23 protein-coding genes are annotated in these 22,362 nt (G+C 33.1%); 12 read left to right on the top strand and 11 right to left on the bottom strand.

The features are described from left to right. Positions 1-4: 4 nt before the first annotated feature. The gene (locus AC3QL1_RS11945; RefSeq protein ID WP_492491606.1) at positions 5-289 is read right to left on the bottom strand and encodes a DUF4834 family protein; all 285 of its coding nucleotides are present in this window, start codon (positions 287-289) and stop codon (positions 5-7) included. Between the two features lie 124 nt (positions 290-413). Here AC3QL1_RS11945 and AC3QL1_RS11940 point away from each other — a divergent pair, with 124 nt between their 5' ends. Both AC3QL1_RS11940 and AC3QL1_RS11935 read left to right on the top strand, forming a co-directional pair. Further along, complete coding sequence (locus AC3QL1_RS11940; RefSeq protein ID WP_492491604.1) at positions 414-1,403, top strand: transporter; 990 nt, start codon at positions 414-416, stop codon at positions 1,401-1,403. Between the two features lie 55 nt (positions 1,404-1,458). After that, positions 1,459-2,577: a GTP cyclohydrolase gene (locus tag AC3QL1_RS11935; RefSeq protein WP_492491603.1), complete on the top strand. Its 1,119-nt coding sequence runs from the start codon at positions 1,459-1,461 to the stop codon at positions 2,575-2,577. Positions 2,578-2,665: 88 nt separating this feature from the next. Here AC3QL1_RS11935 and AC3QL1_RS11930 read toward each other — a convergent pair whose 3' ends face one another. Both AC3QL1_RS11930 and capB read right to left on the bottom strand, forming a co-directional pair. Next, the gene (locus tag AC3QL1_RS11930) at positions 2,666-3,145 is read right to left on the bottom strand and encodes a hypothetical protein (RefSeq protein ID WP_492491601.1); all 480 of its coding nucleotides are present in this window, start codon (positions 3,143-3,145) and stop codon (positions 2,666-2,668) included. A gap of 114 nt (positions 3,146-3,259) precedes the next feature. Beyond that, positions 3,260-4,522 (bottom strand): cysteate-C-fatty acyltransferase, encoded by a 1,263-nt coding sequence (gene capB / locus AC3QL1_RS11925; RefSeq protein ID WP_492491600.1) that lies wholly within the window; start codon positions 4,520-4,522, stop codon positions 3,260-3,262. 295 nt (positions 4,523-4,817) lie between these two features. Between capB and nirK the strand changes: the two genes are divergently transcribed. From nirK to AC3QL1_RS11910, 3 genes are read left to right on the top strand one after another with little or no spacing between them, the layout of a single operon-like run. Continuing rightward, complete coding sequence (nirK, locus tag AC3QL1_RS11920; RefSeq protein WP_492491598.1) at positions 4,818-6,266, top strand: copper-containing nitrite reductase; 1,449 nt, start codon at positions 4,818-4,820, stop codon at positions 6,264-6,266. Between the two features lie 12 nt (positions 6,267-6,278). Beyond that, positions 6,279-7,049 carry a formylglycine-generating enzyme family protein gene (locus AC3QL1_RS11915; protein ID WP_492491596.1) on the top strand — a complete coding sequence of 257 codons (771 nt, stop codon included), beginning with the start codon at positions 6,279-6,281 and terminating at the stop codon, positions 7,047-7,049. Between the two features lie 13 nt (positions 7,050-7,062). After that, positions 7,063-7,668: an SCO family protein gene (locus AC3QL1_RS11910; protein ID WP_492491594.1), complete on the top strand. Its 606-nt coding sequence runs from the start codon at positions 7,063-7,065 to the stop codon at positions 7,666-7,668. A 32-nt stretch (positions 7,669-7,700) separates the two neighbouring features. On the opposite strand, the gene AC3QL1_RS11905 is transcribed toward AC3QL1_RS11910, so the two are convergent. The 4 genes from AC3QL1_RS11905 to AC3QL1_RS11890 form a co-directional block, all read right to left on the bottom strand. Further along, on the bottom strand, positions 7,701-8,936 hold the full coding sequence (locus AC3QL1_RS11905; RefSeq protein WP_492491592.1) for a hypothetical protein: 1,236 nt from the start codon (positions 8,934-8,936) through the stop codon (positions 7,701-7,703). A gap of 66 nt (positions 8,937-9,002) precedes the next feature. Then, positions 9,003-9,725: an iron-sulfur cluster repair di-iron protein gene (ric, locus tag AC3QL1_RS11900; protein WP_492491590.1), complete on the bottom strand. Its 723-nt coding sequence runs from the start codon at positions 9,723-9,725 to the stop codon at positions 9,003-9,005. 105 nt (positions 9,726-9,830) lie between these two features. After that, on the bottom strand, positions 9,831-10,352 hold the full coding sequence (gene azu, locus AC3QL1_RS11895; RefSeq protein WP_492491588.1) for an azurin: 522 nt from the start codon (positions 10,350-10,352) through the stop codon (positions 9,831-9,833). Between the two features lie 25 nt (positions 10,353-10,377). Beyond that, on the bottom strand, positions 10,378-10,827 hold the full coding sequence (locus tag AC3QL1_RS11890) for an RrF2 family transcriptional regulator (protein ID WP_492491586.1): 450 nt from the start codon (positions 10,825-10,827) through the stop codon (positions 10,378-10,380). 200 nt (positions 10,828-11,027) lie between these two features. Here AC3QL1_RS11890 and AC3QL1_RS11885 point away from each other — a divergent pair, with 200 nt between their 5' ends. After that, on the top strand, positions 11,028-11,807 hold the full coding sequence (locus tag AC3QL1_RS11885; protein WP_492491584.1) for an NYN domain-containing protein: 780 nt from the start codon (positions 11,028-11,030) through the stop codon (positions 11,805-11,807). Positions 11,808-11,834: 27 nt separating this feature from the next. After that, on the top strand, positions 11,835-13,349 hold the full coding sequence (locus AC3QL1_RS11880) for an FMN-binding glutamate synthase family protein (RefSeq protein WP_492491582.1): 1,515 nt from the start codon (positions 11,835-11,837) through the stop codon (positions 13,347-13,349). Between the two features lie 60 nt (positions 13,350-13,409). On the opposite strand, the gene AC3QL1_RS11875 is transcribed toward AC3QL1_RS11880, so the two are convergent. The 3 genes from AC3QL1_RS11875 to AC3QL1_RS11865 form a co-directional block, all read right to left on the bottom strand. Further along, a complete protein-coding gene (locus tag AC3QL1_RS11875; RefSeq protein WP_492491580.1) occupies positions 13,410-13,847 on the bottom strand; it encodes a hypothetical protein in 438 nt (145 codons plus the stop codon). A 206-nt stretch (positions 13,848-14,053) separates the two neighbouring features. Continuing rightward, entirely contained in the window at positions 14,054-14,461 is a 408-nt protein-coding gene (locus tag AC3QL1_RS11870; protein ID WP_492491578.1) for a hypothetical protein, read from the bottom strand. 10 nt (positions 14,462-14,471) lie between these two features. Further along, positions 14,472-15,650, bottom strand: coding sequence for a glycoside hydrolase family 88 protein (locus AC3QL1_RS11865; protein ID WP_492491576.1), 1,179 nt, complete (start codon positions 15,648-15,650; stop codon positions 14,472-14,474). Between the two features lie 119 nt (positions 15,651-15,769). On the opposite strand from AC3QL1_RS11865, the gene AC3QL1_RS11860 reads away from it, so the two are divergent. Then, complete coding sequence (locus AC3QL1_RS11860) at positions 15,770-16,153, top strand: ribosomal maturation YjgA family protein (protein WP_492491574.1); 384 nt, start codon at positions 15,770-15,772, stop codon at positions 16,151-16,153. Here the strand turns inward: AC3QL1_RS11860 and AC3QL1_RS11855 are convergent. Continuing rightward, positions 16,134-17,912, bottom strand: a complete 1,779-nt coding sequence (locus tag AC3QL1_RS11855) for an ABC transporter ATP-binding protein (RefSeq protein WP_492491572.1) — start codon at positions 17,910-17,912, stop codon at positions 16,134-16,136. The two genes, AC3QL1_RS11860 and AC3QL1_RS11855, sit on opposite strands and share 20 nt — an antisense overlap. Before the next feature lie 80 nt (positions 17,913-17,992). Between AC3QL1_RS11855 and AC3QL1_RS11850 the strand changes: the two genes are divergently transcribed. The 4 genes from AC3QL1_RS11850 (at position 17,993) to AC3QL1_RS11835 (ending at position 22,067) form a co-directional block, all read left to right on the top strand. Beyond that, on the top strand, positions 17,993-18,571 hold the full coding sequence (locus tag AC3QL1_RS11850; protein ID WP_492491570.1) for a non-canonical purine NTP diphosphatase: 579 nt from the start codon (positions 17,993-17,995) through the stop codon (positions 18,569-18,571). Between the two features lie 204 nt (positions 18,572-18,775). Next, complete coding sequence (locus tag AC3QL1_RS11845; protein WP_492491568.1) at positions 18,776-20,683, top strand: DEAD/DEAH box helicase; 1,908 nt, start codon at positions 18,776-18,778, stop codon at positions 20,681-20,683. A gap of 174 nt (positions 20,684-20,857) precedes the next feature. Beyond that, positions 20,858-21,631, top strand: a complete 774-nt coding sequence (locus AC3QL1_RS11840) for a carboxypeptidase-like regulatory domain-containing protein (RefSeq protein WP_492491566.1) — start codon at positions 20,858-20,860, stop codon at positions 21,629-21,631. A 97-nt stretch (positions 21,632-21,728) separates the two neighbouring features. Next, positions 21,729-22,067: a DHCW motif cupin fold protein gene (locus AC3QL1_RS11835; protein WP_492491564.1), complete on the top strand. Its 339-nt coding sequence runs from the start codon at positions 21,729-21,731 to the stop codon at positions 22,065-22,067. The last annotated feature ends 295 nt before the right edge of the window (positions 22,068-22,362 follow it).

Below are 22,362 nucleotides of genomic sequence, written 5' to 3'. Positions count from 1 at the left end.
AAACTTAATCTATTTCTTCGTAATCAACATAATCCCCGACTTTTTTGGTTTCGCGCGGATTTTTTGCATTAGCAGTATTGATGATTATCTCATCATTATTAGTACGTGTTTTTTGCCAGGTATTATCCTGAGTATATTGTTGTTGTCTCTGAAAATTCTCTCCTGCTTTTTCAACCGCTTTTTTTACCAATACAGGCAAAAAGATTCTGGCTAAAAATTTAAAAATATAATAAAACGCTATCATGTAAACAATGGCTTTTATTAAACCTGAAAAAGATGCTTCTTGCATGATCATATAATTTTTTTCCAAAATTAATAAATCAATTGTTTAAAATTAAAATATGAATCTTAAATAAATAATAAAATATGTACATTTGAAATGCGTTATATCTTTTTAACCCAAAAATATACCTATGTTAAAAATTAAACACCTACTTGTTACATTTCTATTTTTTGCACCACAATTATTTTTTGCACAATATACTGACGTTATCAACTCAAACAGACCCGGAGAAACTATGTCTGCGTATGCGGTTGGGAAATCAGTAATTCAGGCTGAAATTGGGATCTATGGCATCAAAGAGAAACACGATTTACTAGATTATGATGCAAATGGTTTTGGAACTGATTTAACCTTTAGATACGGCGCTTTTTTAGAAAAACTAGAGTTTGTTCTGGATTTGCAATATCAAATGGAAAACTTTGATACCCCGTATACAAGCTATAAAAAAAACAACTTCAGACAAACTGTTTTAGGAGCTAAATATTTGATTTACGATCCTTTTAAAAACTACGAAAAAACAAAAAACATTTACAGTTATAAAGCCAATCATCGTTTTGACTGGCATTCTTTAATTCCGGCTGTTTCGGTATTTGCAGGTGCTAATTTTGTCGGAGCTGATAATCCGTATTCATTTTCTCCGGAATCAAGCATTTCTCCAAAAGTAGTTTTGATTACGCAAAATGTTTTTGGAGGCGGAAAATGGGTTTTTGTAACGAATATTATTGCTGATTATATCACAACTGACTATCCAAGTTACGGATATGTATTAACTTTGACACACGGATTTAATGACAAATGGTCCGGGTTTATTGAAAATCAAGGTTATAAAAGTGATTTTTACAGCGATGCAATTCTTCGTGGTGGAGCAGCTTACTTGATTAACCCGAATTTGCAGGTTGATGCCTCAATAAGTACGAACTTTAAAAATACACCTTCTATTATGTATGGAGGAGTTGGGGTTTCGTGGCGTTATGACGGAAAGTATAAGGAAAAGCAAATGGAATTTAAAAGAGAATCCAGAAAAGAGAAAAAAGGCAAGGATAAGGATTCGAAGGGAAAAACAAAAAAAGAAACTGATTTTCAGGAACAGGAAAGAAAACGTAAATCTAAATACGAATAAGAATTTAATAATCAACTTCTCTGCATAAAATGGAGATTTTACAATAACAAGCTTAATGATTACAATTAAAGAAGCCAAAACTAAAAAGGAATTAACAGAATACATCAAATTTCCTTTTTCATTATACAAAGATAATCCGTATTGGGTTCCGCCTATTATTGCAGATGAATTGGAGTCGTTTGATAAAACCAAAAATCCTGCTTTTGACAGTGCGGAAGCTTATTTTTATCTGGCCTACAAAGACAATAAAATTGTTGGCAGAATTACGGCTATTATCAATTGGGCAGAAGTAAATAATCAGCATAAAAGAAAAGTTCGTTTTGGCTGGTTTGATGTAATTGATGATATCGAAGTCACAAAAGCATTACTTGAAAAAGTTTACGAATTAGGAAGACAGCATAATCTGGAACATGCCGAAGGTCCGATGGGATTTTCTAATTTAGATAAAGTTGGAGTTCTTACTGAAGGTTATGACCAAATGGGAACTATGATTACGTGGTATAATAATCCGTATTATGTAACACATTTTGAGCAATTAGGTTTTCAAATTGAAAAAGAATATATCGAAAGTGTTTTTCCTTTTTCAAATGTTAAACCTGAATTTTTTCTGAAAGCCCAGGAATTAATCAAAAAAAGATATGGTTTAAAAGCATTGACTTTTACCAAAACAAAAGACATTATGCCGCACGTTGACAAAATGTTTGATTTGTTTAATACTTCTTATGCAAATTTGGCTTCGTTTGTAGCGATTTCTGATGTTCAAAAGGAATATTTCAAGAAAAAATATATTAGCTTCATCAATCCTGAATACATTAAATTTGTCGTTGATAAAGACGATAATTTAATTGCATTTAGCATTGTAATGCCAAGTTTTTCTGAAGCATTGCAGAAAGCAAAAGGTAAATTATTTCCGTTTGGTTTTCTACATTTATTAAAGGCCAGAAAAAAGAGTAAAGATGTTGTTTTTTACCTAATCGGAGTTCATCCTGATTATCAAAACAAAGGTGTTACGGCAATTATTTTTGATGAATATTTTAAGACTTTCTCAGAAAAAGGAATTCAAACTTGTATTAGAACTCCGGAATTAGCAGAAAATACAGCCATACATTTATTATGGAAAAACTTTGACCCAATTATTCACTGTCAGAGAAAAACGTATTTAAAATACCTGTAATAGAGTTTTCAGTCTCAGTTTACATGTTATATAAAAAATCCCTTCAACAGTTGTTGAAGGGATTCTTTTTTTACAATTTTTTTATTTTTTATTGTGGGCAATCCACTTTTGTTAACGTATTTTTTGTGTCAAATTTTAATTTCTTTTTATCTTTAAAAGTTACTTTATCATTTGCATCTACTACATCTCCATATCCTTCAATAAGTGTTCCGTCTTTTTGCAAAAAAACTACTTCTCGTACAGAAGAAACTCCTTCAGACATGAAAGTATAATCTGCAATTAGGGTATCGCCTTTCATATTTCCGATTAAAGTACCTTCATTTTTATCTTTTCCTGTGATATTATAACTTAATTTTCCGTTTACTTCCTGATGAGAATTTACATTGAAACTTAATGCGACAATGTTACCATTAAGTCTTGATGCATAACATTGATCTCCAGCTGGTTCAACAAGTTCTGCTTCTTTTGGTGCACTTGGTTCTATTTGCGGAGGTGGAAGAGTTGTTTCTTTTTTACAAGAAATAAAAACGGTTAAAATCATAATTGTTAATGCTGATATTTTTTTCATAATCTTAATTTTAATAATTAGTAGTATAAAGTTACTTTAAATAAAAAAAATCCATTCGCATAACGAATGGATTCTTTTATATAATTCCCATATTTGGGATAGCAATTTTAGAAATTACGCGTCTAAATCAACTGTAGTTCTGCTTGCAATTTCTTTATAAGTACCGTTTTCTAATTTTTCACGAATTGCTTCAAAAGCCGTAAGTGTTTCATCAATATCTGCTAAAGTATGTGATGTTGTAGGGATCATTCTCAATAAAATAATTCCTTTTGGAATTACAGGATAGATTACAATCGACAGGAAAATACCATAATTTTCTCTTAAGTCGTTTACCATCACCATTGCTTCAGGAACACTTCCTTCTAAATAAACTGGTGTTACACAAGTATTTGTATCGCCAATATTAAAGTTTCTAGAACGTAATCCGTTTTGTAAAGCATTTACGTTTTCCCAAAGTTTATCTTTTAATTCCGGATGATTACGTAATAATTGTAAACGCTTTAAAGAACCAATTGTCTGAATCATTGGCAATGCTTTTGCAAACATTTGTGAACGTAAATTGTATTTTAAGTAATCAATAATATCTTTATCTGCAGCAATAAAAGCGCCAATATTAGCCATTGATTTAGCAAAAGTCGAGAAGTAAACATCGATTCCGTCCTGACAACCCTGCTCCTCACCTGCTCCGGCTCCTGTTTTACCAAGTGTACCAAAACCATGTGCATCATCTACCAATAAACGGAAGTTATATTTTTCTTTTAAGGCAACAATTTCTTTTAATTTACCTTGTTGTCCTCGCATTCCGAAAACGCCTTCAGTAATAAATAAAATACCTCCACCTGTTTCAGTTGCCATTTTAGTAGCGCGCTGAAGGTTTTTCTCCATACTTTCAAGATCATTGTGTTTATAGGTAAAACGTTTACCCATATGCAAACGAACACCATCAATAATACAAGCATGAGAATCTACATCATATACAATTATGTCATTTTTAGTTACAAGAGCATCAATAGTAGACACCATTCCCTGATAACCAAAATTTAATAAATAAGCTGCCGGTTTCATTACAAACTCAGCCAATTCATTTTCTAATTGTTCATGGTATTTAGTATGGCCAGACATCATACGGGCTCCCATTGGATAAGCTGCTCCAAACTCTGTTGCAGCATCAATATCGGCCTGACGAACTTCCGGATGATTTGCAAGACCTAAATAGTCATTCAAACTCCAATTTAAAATATTTTTTCCACCAAATTGCATTCTTGGACCAAGTTCACCTTCTAATTTAGGGAAAACAAAATAACCCTCAGCTTGCGAAGCCCATTTTCCTAATGGTCCTTTATTGTTCTGAATTCTTTCGAATAAATCTTTTACCATAAATATATTTTGAAGTAATAATTTTTATTTATACAGGGTGCAAAAATAATGATTATTATTCTAAAATAGAGTTAGCCTTTTATTTTTAATTAAAAAATATTAGCTAAAGGAATATATACCTCACTAATTATAAGCAAACAGGCACTTTTTTGCAAGATTTGATTATTAAACTTAAAGATATATCAATTAAATTTTACCCGTTAATTGTAAGTATTACATGACTTTTATCATAATAAAAGACAAATTAATCCTTTAAATTTACTTCATATTTAGAACTAAAATCAAACCAATTGTTATGAAAAAGCAAAAAACAACCCTTCTTGTTACAAAATTATTCTTTTTTGCTGTATGCAGCTCAATCTTATTGACATCATGCAAAAAAACCCAAGAATCGCAAGACTATACTACAATTAAAACTGAAGGAAAAATGGATGCAGAACTTACTGCTCCGCCACTCGTACCAAAACCAATTGGTAACAGAGCGGCTATGAAATTAAAAGTAAACATGGAAATTAAAGAGCAGGAAGGCACAATGGCAGATGGCGTAAAATATACTTATTGGACATTTGGCGGTTCTGTTCCAGGAAGTTTCATCAGAACACGTGTAGGCGACGAAGTAGAATTTCATTTAAAAAATCATCCAGATAATAAATTGCCCCACAATATAGATTTACACGCGGTAACTGGTCCGGGCGGTGGTGCAACTTCCTCTTTAGTAGCTCCCGGACATGAAAAGGTTTTTAGTTTTAAGGTTATAAATCCCGGACTTTACGTTTATCATTGTGCGACTGCACCTGTGGGAATGCATATTGCTAACGGAATGTATGGTTTGATTTTGGTAGAACCTGAAGGCGGACTTCCTCCAGTAGACAAAGAATACTATGTAATGCAGGGCGATTTTTATACTCAGGGTGAATATGGAGCTAAAGGACTTCAGCCTTTTGATATGAACAAAGCAGTAAAAGAAACTCCAGATTATGTTGTTTTTAACGGAAAAGTGGGTTCGCTGACAAATGGAAATGAATTAACTGCAAAAGTGGGTGAAACAGTCCGTTTGTTTGTTGGAAACGGTGGTCCAAATTTAGTTTCTTCCTTTCATGTTATTGGTGAAATCTTCGACAATGTACACGTAGAGGGCGGCGCTCTTATAAATAAAAATGTTCAGACAACATTAGTTCCTGCCGGTGGATCTGCAATTGTTGATTTTAAAGTAGAAACTCCCGGAAATTTCATCTTGGTGGATCACTCAATTTTCAGAGCATTTAATAAAGGTGCTTTGGGAATATTAAAAGTCGAAGGTGCTGAAAATAAAAACATTTATTCAGGAACGATTCAGGAAGGAATTTATTTGCCAGAAGGCGGAACAATTCAAAAAATGCCTGAAAATAAAACTCCGGCAACAATAACTCCAAAAAGAACTGTAGCGGATAAAATCAAAATTGGAAAAGAAATTTACGGAACAACTTGTTTTGCCTGTCACCAATCTGACGGACAAGGTATTGCAAATGCGTTTCCTCCTCTTGCAAAATCAGATTACCTTAATAGTGATTCAAAAAGGGCTATCAAAACAATTTTGCATGGCTTAAGTGGAGAAGTTACGGTAAACGGTAAAAAATTCAATAGCATAATGCCGGCACAAAATTTATCTGATGATGAAATCGCAAATGTCATGACTTATATTTATAGCAGTTGGGGAAATAACAAAACAGAAGTTAATCCAGAAATGGTAAAAGCACAACGATAACAAATAACTGACATGCAAAAAAGCATTTTAATTATTTTTCTTTTTCTTGTTCAGATTGAGTTCTTAAGAGCGCAGGAATCGAAAATGGTTCCGGTAAAAGAGGGTACGTTTGTCCCTCTTTACGGAGCAACATCAAAAAATCCCGTACTTGTAAAATCCTTTTTTATAGATGTTTATCCAGTGACGAATCAGCAGTATTTGAGTTTTATTCGAAAGAATACCAATCTTAGTAAATCCGGAATAAAAGGAATTTTTGCTGATAAAAGCTATTTGCAGTATTGGAAAAGCGATTTTGATTTTGGAAATGCAAATCCGAAATCGCCTGTAACCAACGTTTCATGGTTTGCCGCAAAAAAATATTGCGAATGTCAGGGAAAACGTTTGCCTACAATGGATGAATGGGAATATGTTGCGATGGCCGATGAAAAAAAAATCGATGCCAGAAACAAGTCAGAATTCAATACCTATATTTTGTCCTGGTATGAAAAATCAAAAACATACGAAAATTCGATTAGACAAACATTCAAAAATTACTGGGGCGTTTATGACATGCACGGTTTAGTTTGGGAATGGACGGCAGATTTTAACAGCATTTTTTTATCAGGAGAATCCAGAAAAGACAAAAGCGAAGACAAAAACCTTTTTTGCGGAGGAGCATCAGTAAACGCAACTGATTTGATGGATTATGCGGCTTTTATGAGATATGCCTTTAGAGGAAGCCTTAAAGCAAACTATTCAACTAGAAATTTAGGATTTCGATGTGCCAGTACAAAACAACTTTAATTACAACTTTAAAATGAAAAAAAATATAATTGCATTCTTTATTCTTCTTTTGACATTACAAAGCTGTAAAGATGATACAAAAGAGCAAATTCAGAAAGCTGCTGAAAGCAAGGAAATCAGCGACTTATCCATTTACAATTTACCATCAAAATGGACCAATCAGGATGGAAAAAATATCGAGCTAAAAAGCCTGAAAGGAAATGTTCTGGTTATGGTCATGATTTATACTTCCTGCAAAGCCGCTTGCCCCCGATTAGTTGCAGATATGAGAAACATCGAAACCAAACTGGGTACAGAAACTAAAAAAAATGTAAAACTTATTTTAGTAAGTATCGATCCAAAAACAGATACTCCTGAAAAATTAAAATCGTTTGCCATTGCCAATAAAATGAATCAGGATCCCTGGATTTTCTTACGTTCAACTGAAGAAAACACGCGTGAATTTGCGGCGGTACTTGCTGTAAATTATAAAAAAATATCTCCGATAGATTTTACGCATTCTAATATTATAAGTGTTTTTAATTCCGAAGGTGAATTGGTCTTTCAACAAGAAGGCTTGGGAGTAGACAATGAGAAAACTGTAAAAACAATAAACGAAGAAGCTAAAAAAATTAAATAGGTTAATTTGTAGAAAGAAAACAAGGGAAGATTTTAATTAATTGACTCTTGTTTTTTGTTTAATAATGAAATTAAAATCAGAATTAATCCCAATACAATCAAAAGACTCGTTGCGAAAATACCTTCATAGTAACCGGGAAGTTTTCCTTTATCCAAATAAAAAAATATCCCTTGAAGAAAAAGCAAAATCTCAGTGGCTGCGAATCCCAAAATAAAACACTTTATCCCATAACGAAGCAAATAACATTGACTTGAAAGTATTTTATTCTGAATCAATATTCCGAATAAAAAACCTGTAATTATACCTAAAGACGTTAAATGAATAAATCCAATTACAAAGTTTCTCACCTGATGCGAAGTTTCGGCAAAATCAGGGAATAATACTAACAACTGAATGCTTATTTTGAGCAACAAAGAACTTATTGCCAAACCATACACCATTTTGACTAGTGCATCTAAACTTGCTTTAAAAGTCTTTATTTGAGGTTTCAACATTCTGTAGAAATATACTAAGGCCAAAAGCTGCAGTACAACACCAAAAGTGTTAATCCATTTCATTGTTTCCCTGGCAACATACCAGCTAATGGGAAATGCAACTGTTAGCAAAGTGGAGAGAATCAGTAAAACGAGAAATATATTAAAATTTTTTAAGTCAATTTCCTTTTTAAACTGTTTTAAAAAAAAAGCTAAAATGGCTATCAAAAACCAGCCGTTAAATTGAAAATGAAGGAAAAACTGTATAGCAATTTGATAGAAAGCACTTTGTTTGCCAAGTGTATTTATCGCTGGACCTAAACACCAAACTCCAAAAGTGGAGAAAACCATAAATAAAACAGCGGTTAATAAAAGTTTTTGACTGCCTGTTTTAGCGGGAAGACTATCTTTCCAGACAATCCAGCAAAAAATATAACTCAATAAAATATGAGCAGTAGAAAATAGAATCGAAAACAAAGCATATCCCTGAAAAGGAAAAGCAACCATCATTCCCACTACAGCGCATTCTGTACACCAAAATAATTGATTGTAAATGGGTTTTTCTCTTTTATTTTTCGGAATAAAAAAATGAACAATCAAAACATAAATCATCAAATAAGCCCAGCCCAACATCGCAACATGAGAATGTGCATGAAGCAGATAAATGTAATTTATATTTAAGGGAAAAAGATAGGAAAAACGCATGATCAAACCCATAATCGAAGCTATGAAAAAGTTTAGAAAACAGCAAATTATCCAGCTTTTTTGAGAAGTCAATTTAAGCAATATTTTCATTTTTTAAATAAAAAATGCACCAATAATTCATGTGATTAGTTGGTGCATTCATTTATAAATTAACGTTTATGCAAACTCTTCTTCCAGAATTACTGCCTTTGGAAACAAGATATTATTCTCCAGATGAATATGTTTGTGCAAATCTTCTTCAAACTCTTTCAACATCGCAAATGTTACTTTATAAGTCGTACATCCGTCGCTTGGTGCATTATAGTTATTGGTCAGTTTTGCAATTTCACTAAAACGATCTCCTTCAGTTTCATGCTCTTCCATCATCATTGCGATTGGATTTGAAACGGTTCCAAAGGAAGGCTGCGATAAAATTCCGTTAGATTCTTTCGTTTTCACCATTCGTTTAATAAAGGGAAACAACATCAATTCTTCCTTTTTCATATGCTGGGATAATTCTCCGGCTCCTGCAGTGAACAGTTCCTCTATTTTGAACAATTCCAGATGTCCTGTTCCATGAACATTACATAATTTATCTAAAAACTGCTTTAGTATTGGTGTTTTTTCTTCGACATAACGGTGGTGTGTTTTTTCGATATAATCTACCATTAAATCTAAAGGCCATGAATTAAAATCTATTGTACTGTCATTTTCAGATTGTAATACATCAAATACATTTTGCATTAATACATCTGAATCTATATTTTGTTTTTCACAAACCTCTGTAATAGTTCTGTTTCCTTTACAGCAAAAATCGATTTGATATTTTGTAAAAACTGCAGCCGTTCTAAAATCCTGGGCTACAAATGATCCAACTGTTTTATTCTTTAAATTTTCCATTTTTAAAATATTATTAATCATTATTGAATTAGAATAAAAGACAAAATTATCTTTTATTGGTTTATTAAAAAACTCTAACCTATAAAAGTATTAGAGTTTTGGTTTTTATTCTACAATAAGAACACCTTTCATCATAGCAAAATGCCCTGGAAAAGTACACAAAAAGTTATATGTTCCTTTTTTATCAATTGTAAATTCGATCGTATCCTGTTCTCCTCCGCCAAGCAATTTAGTATGCGCAACAATTGATGCCTTTTCAGAAGCCGGAATATAGTCCGTATCTTTAGCATTCATTGCTTTGGTTGCAAAAGCAGCTTCATCTGTGCCTTCCTGCAAAATAACTAAATTATGCCCCATCGCTTCTTTTGGAATTTTACCTACGTGTTTTAAAGTAAGTGTTATTGGTTTTCCTGCAACAGCTTTTAGTTCATTTGTATTAAATTGCATTTGGTCATTTCCTTCAATAACCAATACGTTTTCTGCAGCTGCCGGTGCCGCTTCTCCTTCTGTCGAAGTTTCATTAATTTCTGTTGATTCTTCAGTTGGTGCAGTTTCCTTTTTTCCACAAGAAGTTATTGCTAAAAATCCCATTAGCACAAACATCGAAATTTGTATTCTTTTATTCATTGTCAAGTATTTAAATTATAAAATTCTATTCGGTTATATTTAATATTTTAAGATGAAAATCTCCTGAATTTACACCTAATGCCAACTCTTCTAATGTTGTATTGGTTAACATTGTAAGAAGTAATTCTCTTATTTTTTTAAATTCATTATGAACCGGACAAGGATGCGTTTCAGAACATTCTTTTAATCCAATTCCACAACCTTTATATATGGCATTTCCGTCAATCGCATCTACAATCTGAATTAATTTTATGTTTTTTACTGCTTCATTAGAAACTTCAAATCCTCCTCCTACTCCTTTTGCAGAAGCTATAATGCCGTTTTTGGTTAAAATCTGCATTATTTTGGCCGTAAAAGGTTCTGGTGAATCTATTTCTTTGGCTACATCTTTTATTCCAACCCGAATTCCTTTTGAAGATTTAGTTGCAATAAATATTGAAGCCCGAATGCCGTATTCGCACGCTTTTGAAAACATATAAAGTGGATTAAATTCTTTACAAATATATTCAAACTATATTAAAAGACAAATTTATCCTTAATTAATTTTTATAAAAAATATCTTATTTATAACCAAAATAATTTATTATTCTCAAAAGACTTATTTCCATTCTACTCTATAAAAAACCAATTTTAGTTTTACCTTTGGAAGTATCTAATTTTTCTAACATGTAAATGATGCCTTTAAGTAATAACTCTAAAGATTTAAAACTAGCCGTTCTTATTGATGCCGACAACGTTCCGTACAGCAACGTAAAAGGAATGATGGAAGAAATTGCAAAATTTGGAACACCAACAACCAAACGTATTTATGCAGACTGGACGAAGCCAAATTCAAATGGCTGGAAAGGCGTTTTACTCGAGCATGCCATAACTCCTATTCAGCAATATAGTTATACTGTAGGTAAAAATTCCTCAGATTCTGCGCTGATTATTGACGCGATGGATTTGCTTTATTCCGGAAAATTAGACGGATTTTGCATTGTTTCAAGCGATAGTGATTTTACCCGTTTAGCTATTCGGTTAAGAGAATCAGGCATGAAAGTTATTGGAATTGGTGAAAAGAAAACCCCAAATTCTTTTATTGTTGCCTGCGACAGGTTTATTTATATTGAAGTTTTGGACGGTGCAATCCAAAAGAAAAAACCAAAAGCTACTGCTGACGCTAAAAAACCTGTTGAAAAACCTGCCGAAAAAGCACTGCACAAAATTGACAAACAAACTATCGAACTTATTGAAGCCACTATCGAAGATATTGAAGATGATGATGGCTGGGCATTTTTGGGCGATGTTGGAAATTTAATCGTAAAGAAGAAACCCGAATTTGACCCTAGAAATTACGGTTTTTCCAAGCTTACGCCAATGCTAAAATCCCTAACTGATATTCTTGAAATTGATGAAAGAGAATCAGACAAAAAAGGAATCAAACATGTTTATGTTCGATTACGCTTTAATTAATTATTACCCTTTAAATTATTTAAAAACATGAGAAAAAAATTCTTTATCTACGGATTTTTATTGTTTCTAATTGTTGCTACAACTTATTATTACACTGAACGCGGTTTTTTACTTGTTATCATTCTTCCTATATTACTCGTTATTGGTGTTTATAATGCCATTCAAACGAAACATGCTATTTTAAGAAACTTTCCTGTTTTGGGTTATTTCAGGTATTTATTTGAGATGATCGCACCCGAAATTCAACAATATTTTATCGAAAGATCTACCGATGGAAAGCCTTTTTCAAGAAATCAGCGTTCCTTAGTGTATCAAAGAGCAAAAAACATTGATTCAAGTACACCTTTTGGAACGCAATTGAATCTAAATCATGATAGTTACGAAGGAATAAAACATTCTATTTTTCCGGCAAAAGTTAATGAAGAATTACCGCGTGTATTAGTGGGCGGAAAAGATTGTAAGCAGCCTTATCTTGCTTCTTTATTTAATGTTTCGGCAATGAGTTTTGGTTCGCTAAGCGAAAATGCTGTTCGTGCCATAAACATTGGTGCTAAAAAAGGAAACTTCTATCAAAATACCGGAGAAGGTGGATTGACCGAATTTCATCTTGCGGGCGGCGGCGATATTACATGGCAAATTGGTACAGGATATTTCGGATGCCGTGATAAAGATGGAAATTTCAGTCCTGAAAAATTCTCGGAAAAAGCCAATCTTCCTAACGTTAAAATGATCGAGATCAAGCTTTCGCAAGGTGCAAAACCAGGCCACGGAGGTGTACTTCCGGCTGCTAAAAATACAGAGCAAATTGCAAAAATAAGAGGCGTTGAACCGCATACTATGATTCTTTCTCCTCCCGGTCATGGCGCTTTTTCAGACAGTAAGGGACTTGTTCATTTTATTGCACAATTGCGTGAATTGTCAAACGGAAAACCAATAGGATTTAAATTATGTATTGGAAACACGGCAGAATTTGAAGCCATTTGTCATGAAATGATTGCAGAGGATATTTATCCTGATTTCATAACCGTTGATGGAGCTGAAGGCGGTACCGGAGCTGCTCCTTTAGAATTTGCCGATGGCGTTGGAATGCCTTTTGAACCTGCTTTGATCTTTGTAAACAAAACATTAATCAGCCTGAATATTCGTGATAAAATACGCATTATAGGAAGTGGAAAAATCATTTCCGGTTATTCTATTTTGCATGCTGTTGCTTTGGGTGCAGATATGTGTAACAGTGCCAGAGGTTTTATGTTCTCTTTAGGCTGTATACAGGCTTTGCGTTGTCATAATAACGAATGTCCAACCGGAGTTGCTACTCAAAACAAAATGCTCATGAAAGGTTTGGTTGTTACCGATAAATCTGATCGTGTGTATCATTTCCATAAAAACACTTTACATTCTGCCAATGAACTTTTAGCCGCTGCCGGCAAAAAAAGTTTTAGCGATGTGGATGTCAATATTTTCATGCGTGGTGATGAATTTGCTAATTTATCCGATAATTATTTCCCTGATATATTAACAAACGTAAACAACAAACATTAAAAACAAAAAGCCTCTTTAACTATAAAGAGGCTTTTTTATTTTTTCAAAAACATATATCAATTACAGTTTTGCAGTTTCTTTGTTTCCTTGAGAACTACCTCCATTTTCTAAAGCCGCTACTTCTTCTTTCCCTACTAATTGCTGTGCCAGAATTGCATTATTATAGGCTAAAAAATAGACATCAAAGGTTACTCCTTCGTCAATTAATGTTTTAGAAATTTGATCGTTTTTAATCATTTCTTTCAGTAAATCCGGAAAAGACTCTTTGTACGTTAATTTGTTTTCATCGTTTTCTTCTAAATTAGTTTCAATTCTAATCTCGATTTTGTTGTCATTTAAAAATGCTTTAGCAGCAGTACTCGTAATTCCATGACCTTTTATTGACGACGAATTGTTATAAGTGCTTACATGTTCCTGAATTTTTTGTTTGGTATTTTTACAGCTTACCAGCAACAATACAACAGCAAATGCAAATGCGATTTGGGTAATTTTTTTCATAATTTTTTGGTTTTATGGTTAAATATTAACTCAAACATAACGAACTTTACACACAAAAACAACATCATCTAATAAAAAAATAACAGCTAATTATTTGACTGCAAATAAATTACTACAAAACACTATATAATTATCAACTTTTAACCGGATAAAAAAAGCCCTTTAAAATTATTTAAAGGGCTTTGGATTTTTTCAAACTAAGTCAGTTATTTTTTTATTAATTCGGGCATAGTCTCAGTGTTTACTATTTCTTTTACGAACACAGTATTGTCATCTGCTAAAAAATAAACATCAAATTGCACACCTTCATTCACTAATTCTTTCGGAATCTGATCTTTATCAATCATCTCTTTTAAAAAATCCGGAAATCTTTTTATAGCTGCTGATTTATTAGAATCATTTTGTTCTAAATCAGTTTCAAATCGCAATTCAATTTTATTATCGTTGATATAACCTCTGGCAGTTGTTAATGTTACGTGATCGCTTTTAAAATTCTTTGCATCAGCATTATATGAAACAACATATTCCTGAAGTTTTTGCTTCGTGTTTTTACAGCTAAGTAACATCAGCGCAAAAATAACGGTAAATGCAATTTGGCTTATTTTCTTTATCATAACCTATATTTTATTTTAATTTTTGAAGTCTTAAAAGTGCCTCAAGATAATAATAATCTGCATAATTTATAGAACAGTCGATTTCATTTCCGGCAGGTTTATGTCCCGTTGAATGAAGTAAAAATGCCGAATTTACATCATGACTCTGATAATTATTTGATAACGAAGCAATCATCTTTTTGGACTTGGCAAGATATTCATTTTTCAACTTTTTATCTTTTGTAAATGAACTTAATTCAATAAGCGCGGAAGATACAATTGCGGCCGCCGAAGCATCTCTGGGCTCATTGGGGATATTTGGCGCATTAAAATCCCAGTACGGAATTAAATCTTCTGTCGTTAATCTATCCAAATAAACTCGTGCTAATTTATGCGCAAAATCTAAAAATTTAGTGTCCTTTGTTTCCCTGTAAGTAATTGTAAAACCATAAATTGCCCACGCCTGACCTCTCGCCCACATACTCTCATCACTATAACCTTGTGCGGTTCTTCCTTTAATTTTTTTGCCTGTTTCATAATCATAAATCACAACATGATACGATGAATAATCAGGTCTGAAATGATTATTCATTGTAGTTTCGGCATGTTTCACGGCGATATCATAAAGCTTTTTATTTCCTCCGTTTTTAGAAGCCCAAAAAAGCAATTCTAAATTCATCATATTATCGATAATCGTATTATGACCGCCATATTTATTATGCGGCCACGACTGAATTGTTCCTACTTTTGGATTAAAAAGTGTTGCCAGAGTATCTGCCGTTTTCAGGATAATATCTTTGTATTCGTGATTTTTCGTCAATCGATATCCGTTTCCAAAACTATTAAAAACCTGAAAGCCCAAATCATGATCATTTGCCTTGCTCACAGATAACGGAGTCAAAAACCGACTAAATTTATCTGCTTCTTTTTCCCATTTTTTATCTCCGGTTGCTTCATATAAATACCATAATTCTCCCGGCCAGAATCCGCTTGTCCAGTCTTTATAAGTAACAAATTTCCATTCTTTGCTTCCCGTTGGAATACTTCTTGGTGAAGTACCATCGTCCGGAATTACCTTTAAAGTCTCAGAAGCCTGATTAGCACAATATTCAATCTGTCTTTTTATGTCCAGGAAATTGTCTTTTTGAGCATAACTTATATTTCCTAATAGAAATAAAGTCAAAATCAATACAATAAATCTTGTATTCATGTGGTTATTTTTGATAGAGGTTTATAGAATCGATAAATTTATAAAATAAGCAGAACCAATCCGAATGTTTGTATTTTTGTTTACCCAAAAAAGTACTAACAAACTCAATCAAAATAAGTTTGAAAAAATCGAGAATCTATTATTCCATCTTATTTGTATTGACAATTTCCCTTGGAATTCTGTCAAGAAAAATTCCTCAGATCCCTTTAATTACCGGTGATTTTCTGTATGCAATTATGATTTATTTATTGGTCAGCATCTTATTTATAGACAAAAAAGCATTATACATTATAATTACGTCTTTATTAATATGTTATTGTATCGAATTTCTACAGCTTTATCAGGGAAACTGGATAATAGAACTTAGAAAAACGCTGTTTGGCAGATATGTTCTCGGACAAGGTTTTTTGTGGAGTGATATTCTGGCTTATACTTTTGGAATTGTCTTTGCTTTTTGTATTGAAAGAATTGTTTTGAAATATACTAATCAAGCGTCTGTGTAATTTTATCAATATTTAAACTATTTGCCATCGCTGTAAATATCTCATAATATGCAGATTTGTTATCATACAATTCTTCGTGCGTGCCTTGTTCTACACATCGTCCTTTTTCTAAAACTATGATGTGCGAAGCGTCGATAATTTGAGAAATACTGTGGGAGATAATAATCACCGTTCTGTCTTTTTTTATCGCATCTAATGATTTTTTGATTTGCTCTGTTGCAATGGCATCCAAACTCGCCGTAGGTTCGTCTAAAAAGATAATTGGCGGATTCTTTAAAAATAATCTCGCAATGGCAATTCGCTGTTGTTGTCCGCCGGAAAGTAAATGAGCATCAGAATCGTAACCTTTTGGCAATTGTATGATTTGTTCGTGAATATAGGCTTGTTTTGCAGCGTCTATTATTTCAGATTTTGTGGCTTCAGGATTTCCGTAAAGAATATTTTCGGCAATCGTTCCTTTAAAAATGTGATTTTTCTGCAAAACCAATCCAATGTTTTTTCTCAAAAAATCGGTGTTATAATCATTTAAATCTACTCCGTCTAAATAAATTTTTCCTGATGAAGGAAGATAAAACTTATCCAGCAAATTAATAATAGTACTTTTTCCTGCGCCGCTTAAACCGACCAAAGCTGTTGTTTCGTTTGGTTTTATTGTAAAATTAATATCCGAAAGTGCTTTTGTTCCGTTTGGATAAGCAAAATCAACACCTTTAACCTCTATTAATCCGGCTATTTTTTCAGGAATATAATTGCCGCTGGTTTCTTTTTCATTATCAGATTCTAAAATATCAAAGAAACCTTCTGAATAAATCAGGGCATCGTTTACTTCATCATAAATTCGATGTAATTGTCGAATAGGCGATGAAACATTATTAAACAACATAATATGAAACATAATGGCACCAATCGTCATTTGATTATTTAAAACAAAATAAGCGGTAAGAATAATGATAATCACCACTCCTATTTGCTCAATAAAACCTTTGATACTTTCAAAAATAAAACTGGTTTTTCTGGTTGCCAATTGATTTTCAGTCATTTCAAATTGAATTTTCTGATGCCTGTCAGCTTCTGTTGGTTCACGAACAAAAGATTTAATAACCGTTATAGATTCAATTAAACTAATGATTCCGTTGTTTTTTGTTTCACGATAATTACGCATTCTTCTTCTAAAACCGCTTAATTTCGTGGCCTGTAATTGACTTACATAAAAATAAACCGGAATGATGCATAAACTCACCAAACCCACATAAACATTAGCATAAAACATTAATATCAAAGCCACAAATGCATTGGCAAATAAGGGCAGAATGTCTATAAAAAAATTCTGAACCAATCTTGTGAGGCTGCTGATTCCTAAATCGATTCTGGTTTGAAGTTTACCGCTTTCATTTTCATTCGACGTATAAAACTCCATTCGATAGCTTAGAATTTTCTCTACAATTGTTTGAGAAATATCGCGGGTTATAAAGATGCGCAGTTTTTCTCCATAAAATTTCTGTCCAAATTGCACTACTGAAGAAACTAATTCTTTAGATAACAATACAATACTTATAATTCCTAATAAATGAAATCCTTTTGATAAGGGTTCATGTGCAACCATTAAATTACTGATGGTATCAACGGTATATTTTAAGATGAGAGCGTTTACCTGTGCCGCAAATGAACCCAAAAAAGTAAGCAGTAAAGTCGCAATTACCATTTTTCGATAGGGTTTCACAAAAGGCATTATTTTTTTATATAGTGCGGATATCTCCATTTATTTTATTTTTAGGGTAACTATCAAATATAAGAATTCTAAATTTGTGTTTCAAATTACTTACAACTAAACTTATTATTATGAAACTTGTTTTTGCATCAAACAATCACAATAAAATCAAAGAAATTCAAAGTATCTTAAACGGATCAATACAATTATTAAGCTTAGAAGATATTGGATGTCATGAAGAAATTCCTGAAACAGCAGAAACAATAGAAGGAAATGCTATTTTGAAAGCCAATTATGTTACGGAAAAATATGGTTATGATTGTTTTGCAGATGATACTGGTTTAGAAGTTAACGCTCTAAGCGGAGAACCTGGCGTTTATTCGGCTAGATATGCCGGAGAACAGCGTAATGCCGACGACAATATGAATAAACTTTTGGATGCTTTAGCAGATAAATCAGATCGCAGCGCCCAGTTCAAGACCGTTATTGCCTTAAATATAAAAGGAGCACAACATCTTTTTACAGGAATTGCAAAAGGCGAAATTACTTTGAATAAATTCGGAAATCACGGTTTTGGATATGACCCGATATTTCAGCCTGAAGATTATGATGAAACTTTTGCCGAATTATCTTCGGATGTTAAAAATAAAATCAGTCATCGCGCAAAAGCAACTCAGCAACTAATTGATTTTCTGAACACAGCAAAATAATTGTTCCAAATACAACATTTTAGGGGATAAAATTTATATTTCACGACGAAATTTTTTACTGTTTTCCTCGTTCTAAGTTGAAATTGATTTTACGATAAACATAACTTTTTGACAATCAAATCATAACAAATATATAATTCTTAAAATTGCATTAGTTTATGTGAATAATTAACAGTAATTTTGCACCCTATTTTAAAAACATATATGAATAAATTTGAACAATTAGGATTGAATGAATCGTTACTGAAGGCGATTTTAGATCTAGGATTTGAAAATCCGTCAGAGGTACAGGAAAAGGCGATTCCCCTATTATTGGAAAAAGACACGGATATGGTTGCGTTGGCTCAGACAGGGACAGGGAAAACGGCAGCTTTCGGTTTTCCGCTAATTCAAAAAATTGATGCTGACAACAGAAATACACAAGCATTAGTTTTATCGCCAACACGAGAACTTTGTTTACAGATTACCAACGAACTTAAAAACTACTCAAAATACGAAAAAGGTATTAATGTGGTAGCAGTTTACGGCGGGGCTAGTATTACAGAGCAAGCCAGAGAAATTAAAAGAGGAGCACAAATTATTGTGGCTACTCCAGGAAGAATGCAAGACATGATTAACAGAGGTTTAGTAAACATTAAAAATATAGATTACTGTATTCTTGATGAGGCTGACGAAATGTTGAACATGGGATTTTATGAGGATATCGTATCTATTTTATCAGATACTCCGGATCAAAAAAGTACATGGTTGTTCTCTGCAACTATGCCACAAGAGGTTGCCAGAATTGCAAAACAATTTATGAGCGAACCTGTAGAAATTACTGTTGGAGCCAAAAACTCTGGTTCTGCGACAGTTTCTCACGAATTTTACTTAGTAAATGCTCGTGACCGTTACGAAGCCTTAAAACGTTTGGCCGATGCTAACCCGGATATTTTCTCTGTGGTTTTCTGTCGTACTAAAAGAGATACACAGGCTGTAGCCGAAAAATTAATTGAAGATGGATACAGCGCTGCTGCATTGCACGGAGATTTATCTCAGGCGCAACGTGATGGTGTAATGAAATCTTTCCGTGGAAGACAAATTCAGATGCTTGTTGCTACTGACGTTGCTGCACGTGGTATTGACGTTGATAATATTACTCACGTAGTAAATTACCAGCTTCCTGACGAAATTGAAACATACAATCACCGTTCTGGACGTACTGGTAGAGCTGGAAAATTAGGAACTTCTATTGTAATTGTTACAAAAAGTGAGTTGCGTAAAATTTCTTCTATCGAAAGAATCATCAAACAAAAATTTGAAGAGAAAGCGATTCCATCAGGAATTGAAATCTGCGAAATTCAATTATTGCACTTAGCAAACAAAATTAAAGATACTGAAGTTGATCACGAAATTGACAACTATTTACCGGCTATCAACAACGTTCTTGAAGGTTTATCTAAAGAAGAGTTGATTAAAAAAATGGTATCTGTAGAATTTAACCGTTTTATTGCTTACTACAAAAAGAACAGAGATATTTCATCTCAATCTTCTGGAGAAAGACGTGAAAGAAATGATTCTGAGCCAAGAGAATTCAATAATAACGGAGCAGTTCGTTATTTTGTAAACATCGGTTCAAGAGACAATTTCGACTGGATGACCCTAAAAGATTACTTGAAAGAAACATTAGACTTAGGTCGTGATGATGTTTTCAAAGTAGATGTAAAAGAAGGTTTCTCTTTCTTTAACACTGATCCTGAGCACACTGATAAGGTAATGGAAGTATTAAACAACGTACAATTAGAAGGACGTCGTATTAATGTTGAAATTTCTAAAAACGATGGTGGCGGAAGACGCGATCATAACGGACGCAGCGGCGGAGGACGTTCTTCTGGAGGTCCAAGACGTGAAGGAAACTTTGCTCCAAGACGTGAAGGTTCTGGAGGAGGTTTTAGAAGCGACAGAAACTCAGCTCCAAGAGAAGGTGGTTTCAGAAGCGACAGAAACTCAGCTCCAAGAGAAGGTGGTTTCAGAAGCTCGGCTCCAAGAAGCGAAGGAAGTTCAGACAGAGCTCCAAGACGTTCTGAAAGCTTTGGTGATTCACCAAGACCAAGAAGACCAAGAAGAGATTAACACTTTAATATCTTAAAATATAAATCCCAAATTCCAAACATAATTGGAACTTGGGATTTTTTCTTATATCAAAATATTCTTCTCTGCATCCTTTGTTAATTTTCTGATAATTATATTCGAAGACTGCGAAATATTTAATCCCTATTTAGTACTTTTAGTGCTTTAAATCAGGATATGAAATATTTCGCAGTTTTCTTTTTTACACTATTCTCAACTTTTGGTTTTGCACAAGACGCAGATTCTAATGTTCCGCAAAGAGTATCAGGATATATTATCAATGACAATAGTAAACAACCTCTTCCTAACGTAAATATCATTAACACAAACAGAGTTCGTGGAGCAAAATCTGACGCTAAAGGATACTTTGAAATTGATGTACAGCCAAACGATACTATTCACTTTTCGATTCTGGGTTTTCAGTCTTTAAGAATCAGAGTTACAAATGACTGGATAAAAAATAAAGTAACAAGAATTCAGCTTACTGAAAAAGCAATTGCGCTTGAAGAAGTTGTTATTGCACCTTTTAACCTTACCGGTTATCTTGAAGTCGATTCAAAATTAATTCCTACCAAAGAAAATTATCGTTACAGTATTTCAGGTCTTACACAAGGTTATGAAGCGGGAGAATATTCGCCAAATGCTTTTGGAAAGGTTTTAGGTTCTATTTTTAATCCTGCCGATGTTTTGTATGGTTTCTTTGGAAAAAATGGAAAAGAGCTCAAGAAACTTAAGGAAATGAAAAAAGATGATACAGTTCGAAATCTATTAGAATCAAAATACGATCGTGAAACTGTGTCTGTACTTCTAGGTGTTAGTAAAGATGAAATTCCGGAAATTTTACAGCGTTGTAACTATTCTGATTCATTTATTCAAACAGCAAACGATTTACAAATAATGGACGCAATCAGTGCCTGTTATGAACAATATAAAGTATTAAAACGTAATTAATTTTACTTTCAAATATAAAATTAAAGTCCTCATTTACAAATCGTAATTGAGGACTTTTTGTTTACAATATCAATAACCAAAAAAAAAAACGAAAACCATGACTGCAATACCTTTTCAAACCATTGACTGGAATCTCATCCCAAAAACAGAACATTCCGGAGACAGTGGAACAGCTTATTGGCAAACGCTACTATTAGGCGGTTTACGCATTCGAAAAGTCACTTACTCTGAAAATTACATTGCTGATCACTGGTGCCAAAAAGGGCATATTGTACATTGCCTGGAAGGTGAATTTATAAGTGAGTTAGAAAATGGAGAAAAGTTTGCACTTTCAAAAGGAATGACTTATGTTGTTTCTGATAATGTCAGCTCTCACCGCTCGATAACTACAAAAGGGGTTGAATTATTAATCATCGACGGAGATTTTCTAAAATAATATTACAAGCAAATCAGAATATTATAGCTATATTTACTTACAATCAAAAAAGAAATTAATTAAAATTTAAATATTATGGCAAAGAGTCAGGATGCTAAAAAAACGGTAAAAAAAGAACCGTTAAAAACGGCTAAAGAGAAAAAAGAAGAAAAAAGAGAAAAGAAAAATACTCCTAAAAGAGATTAGTTTTTAGTTTTCAGTCGCAGTTTTCAGTCTAAAATAGAAACTGAAAACTGTTGCTGATAAACTGAGACTTTTAAATTTAGTCGCAACTTACAGTCTCAGTTTGCAGTTA

This window comes from Flavobacterium sp. GW823-FHT04A11, from assembly GCF_058796535.1.
The sequence above is the reverse complement of the archived record's forward strand: the minus strand, read 5'-3'. Positions and strand labels throughout refer to the sequence as shown.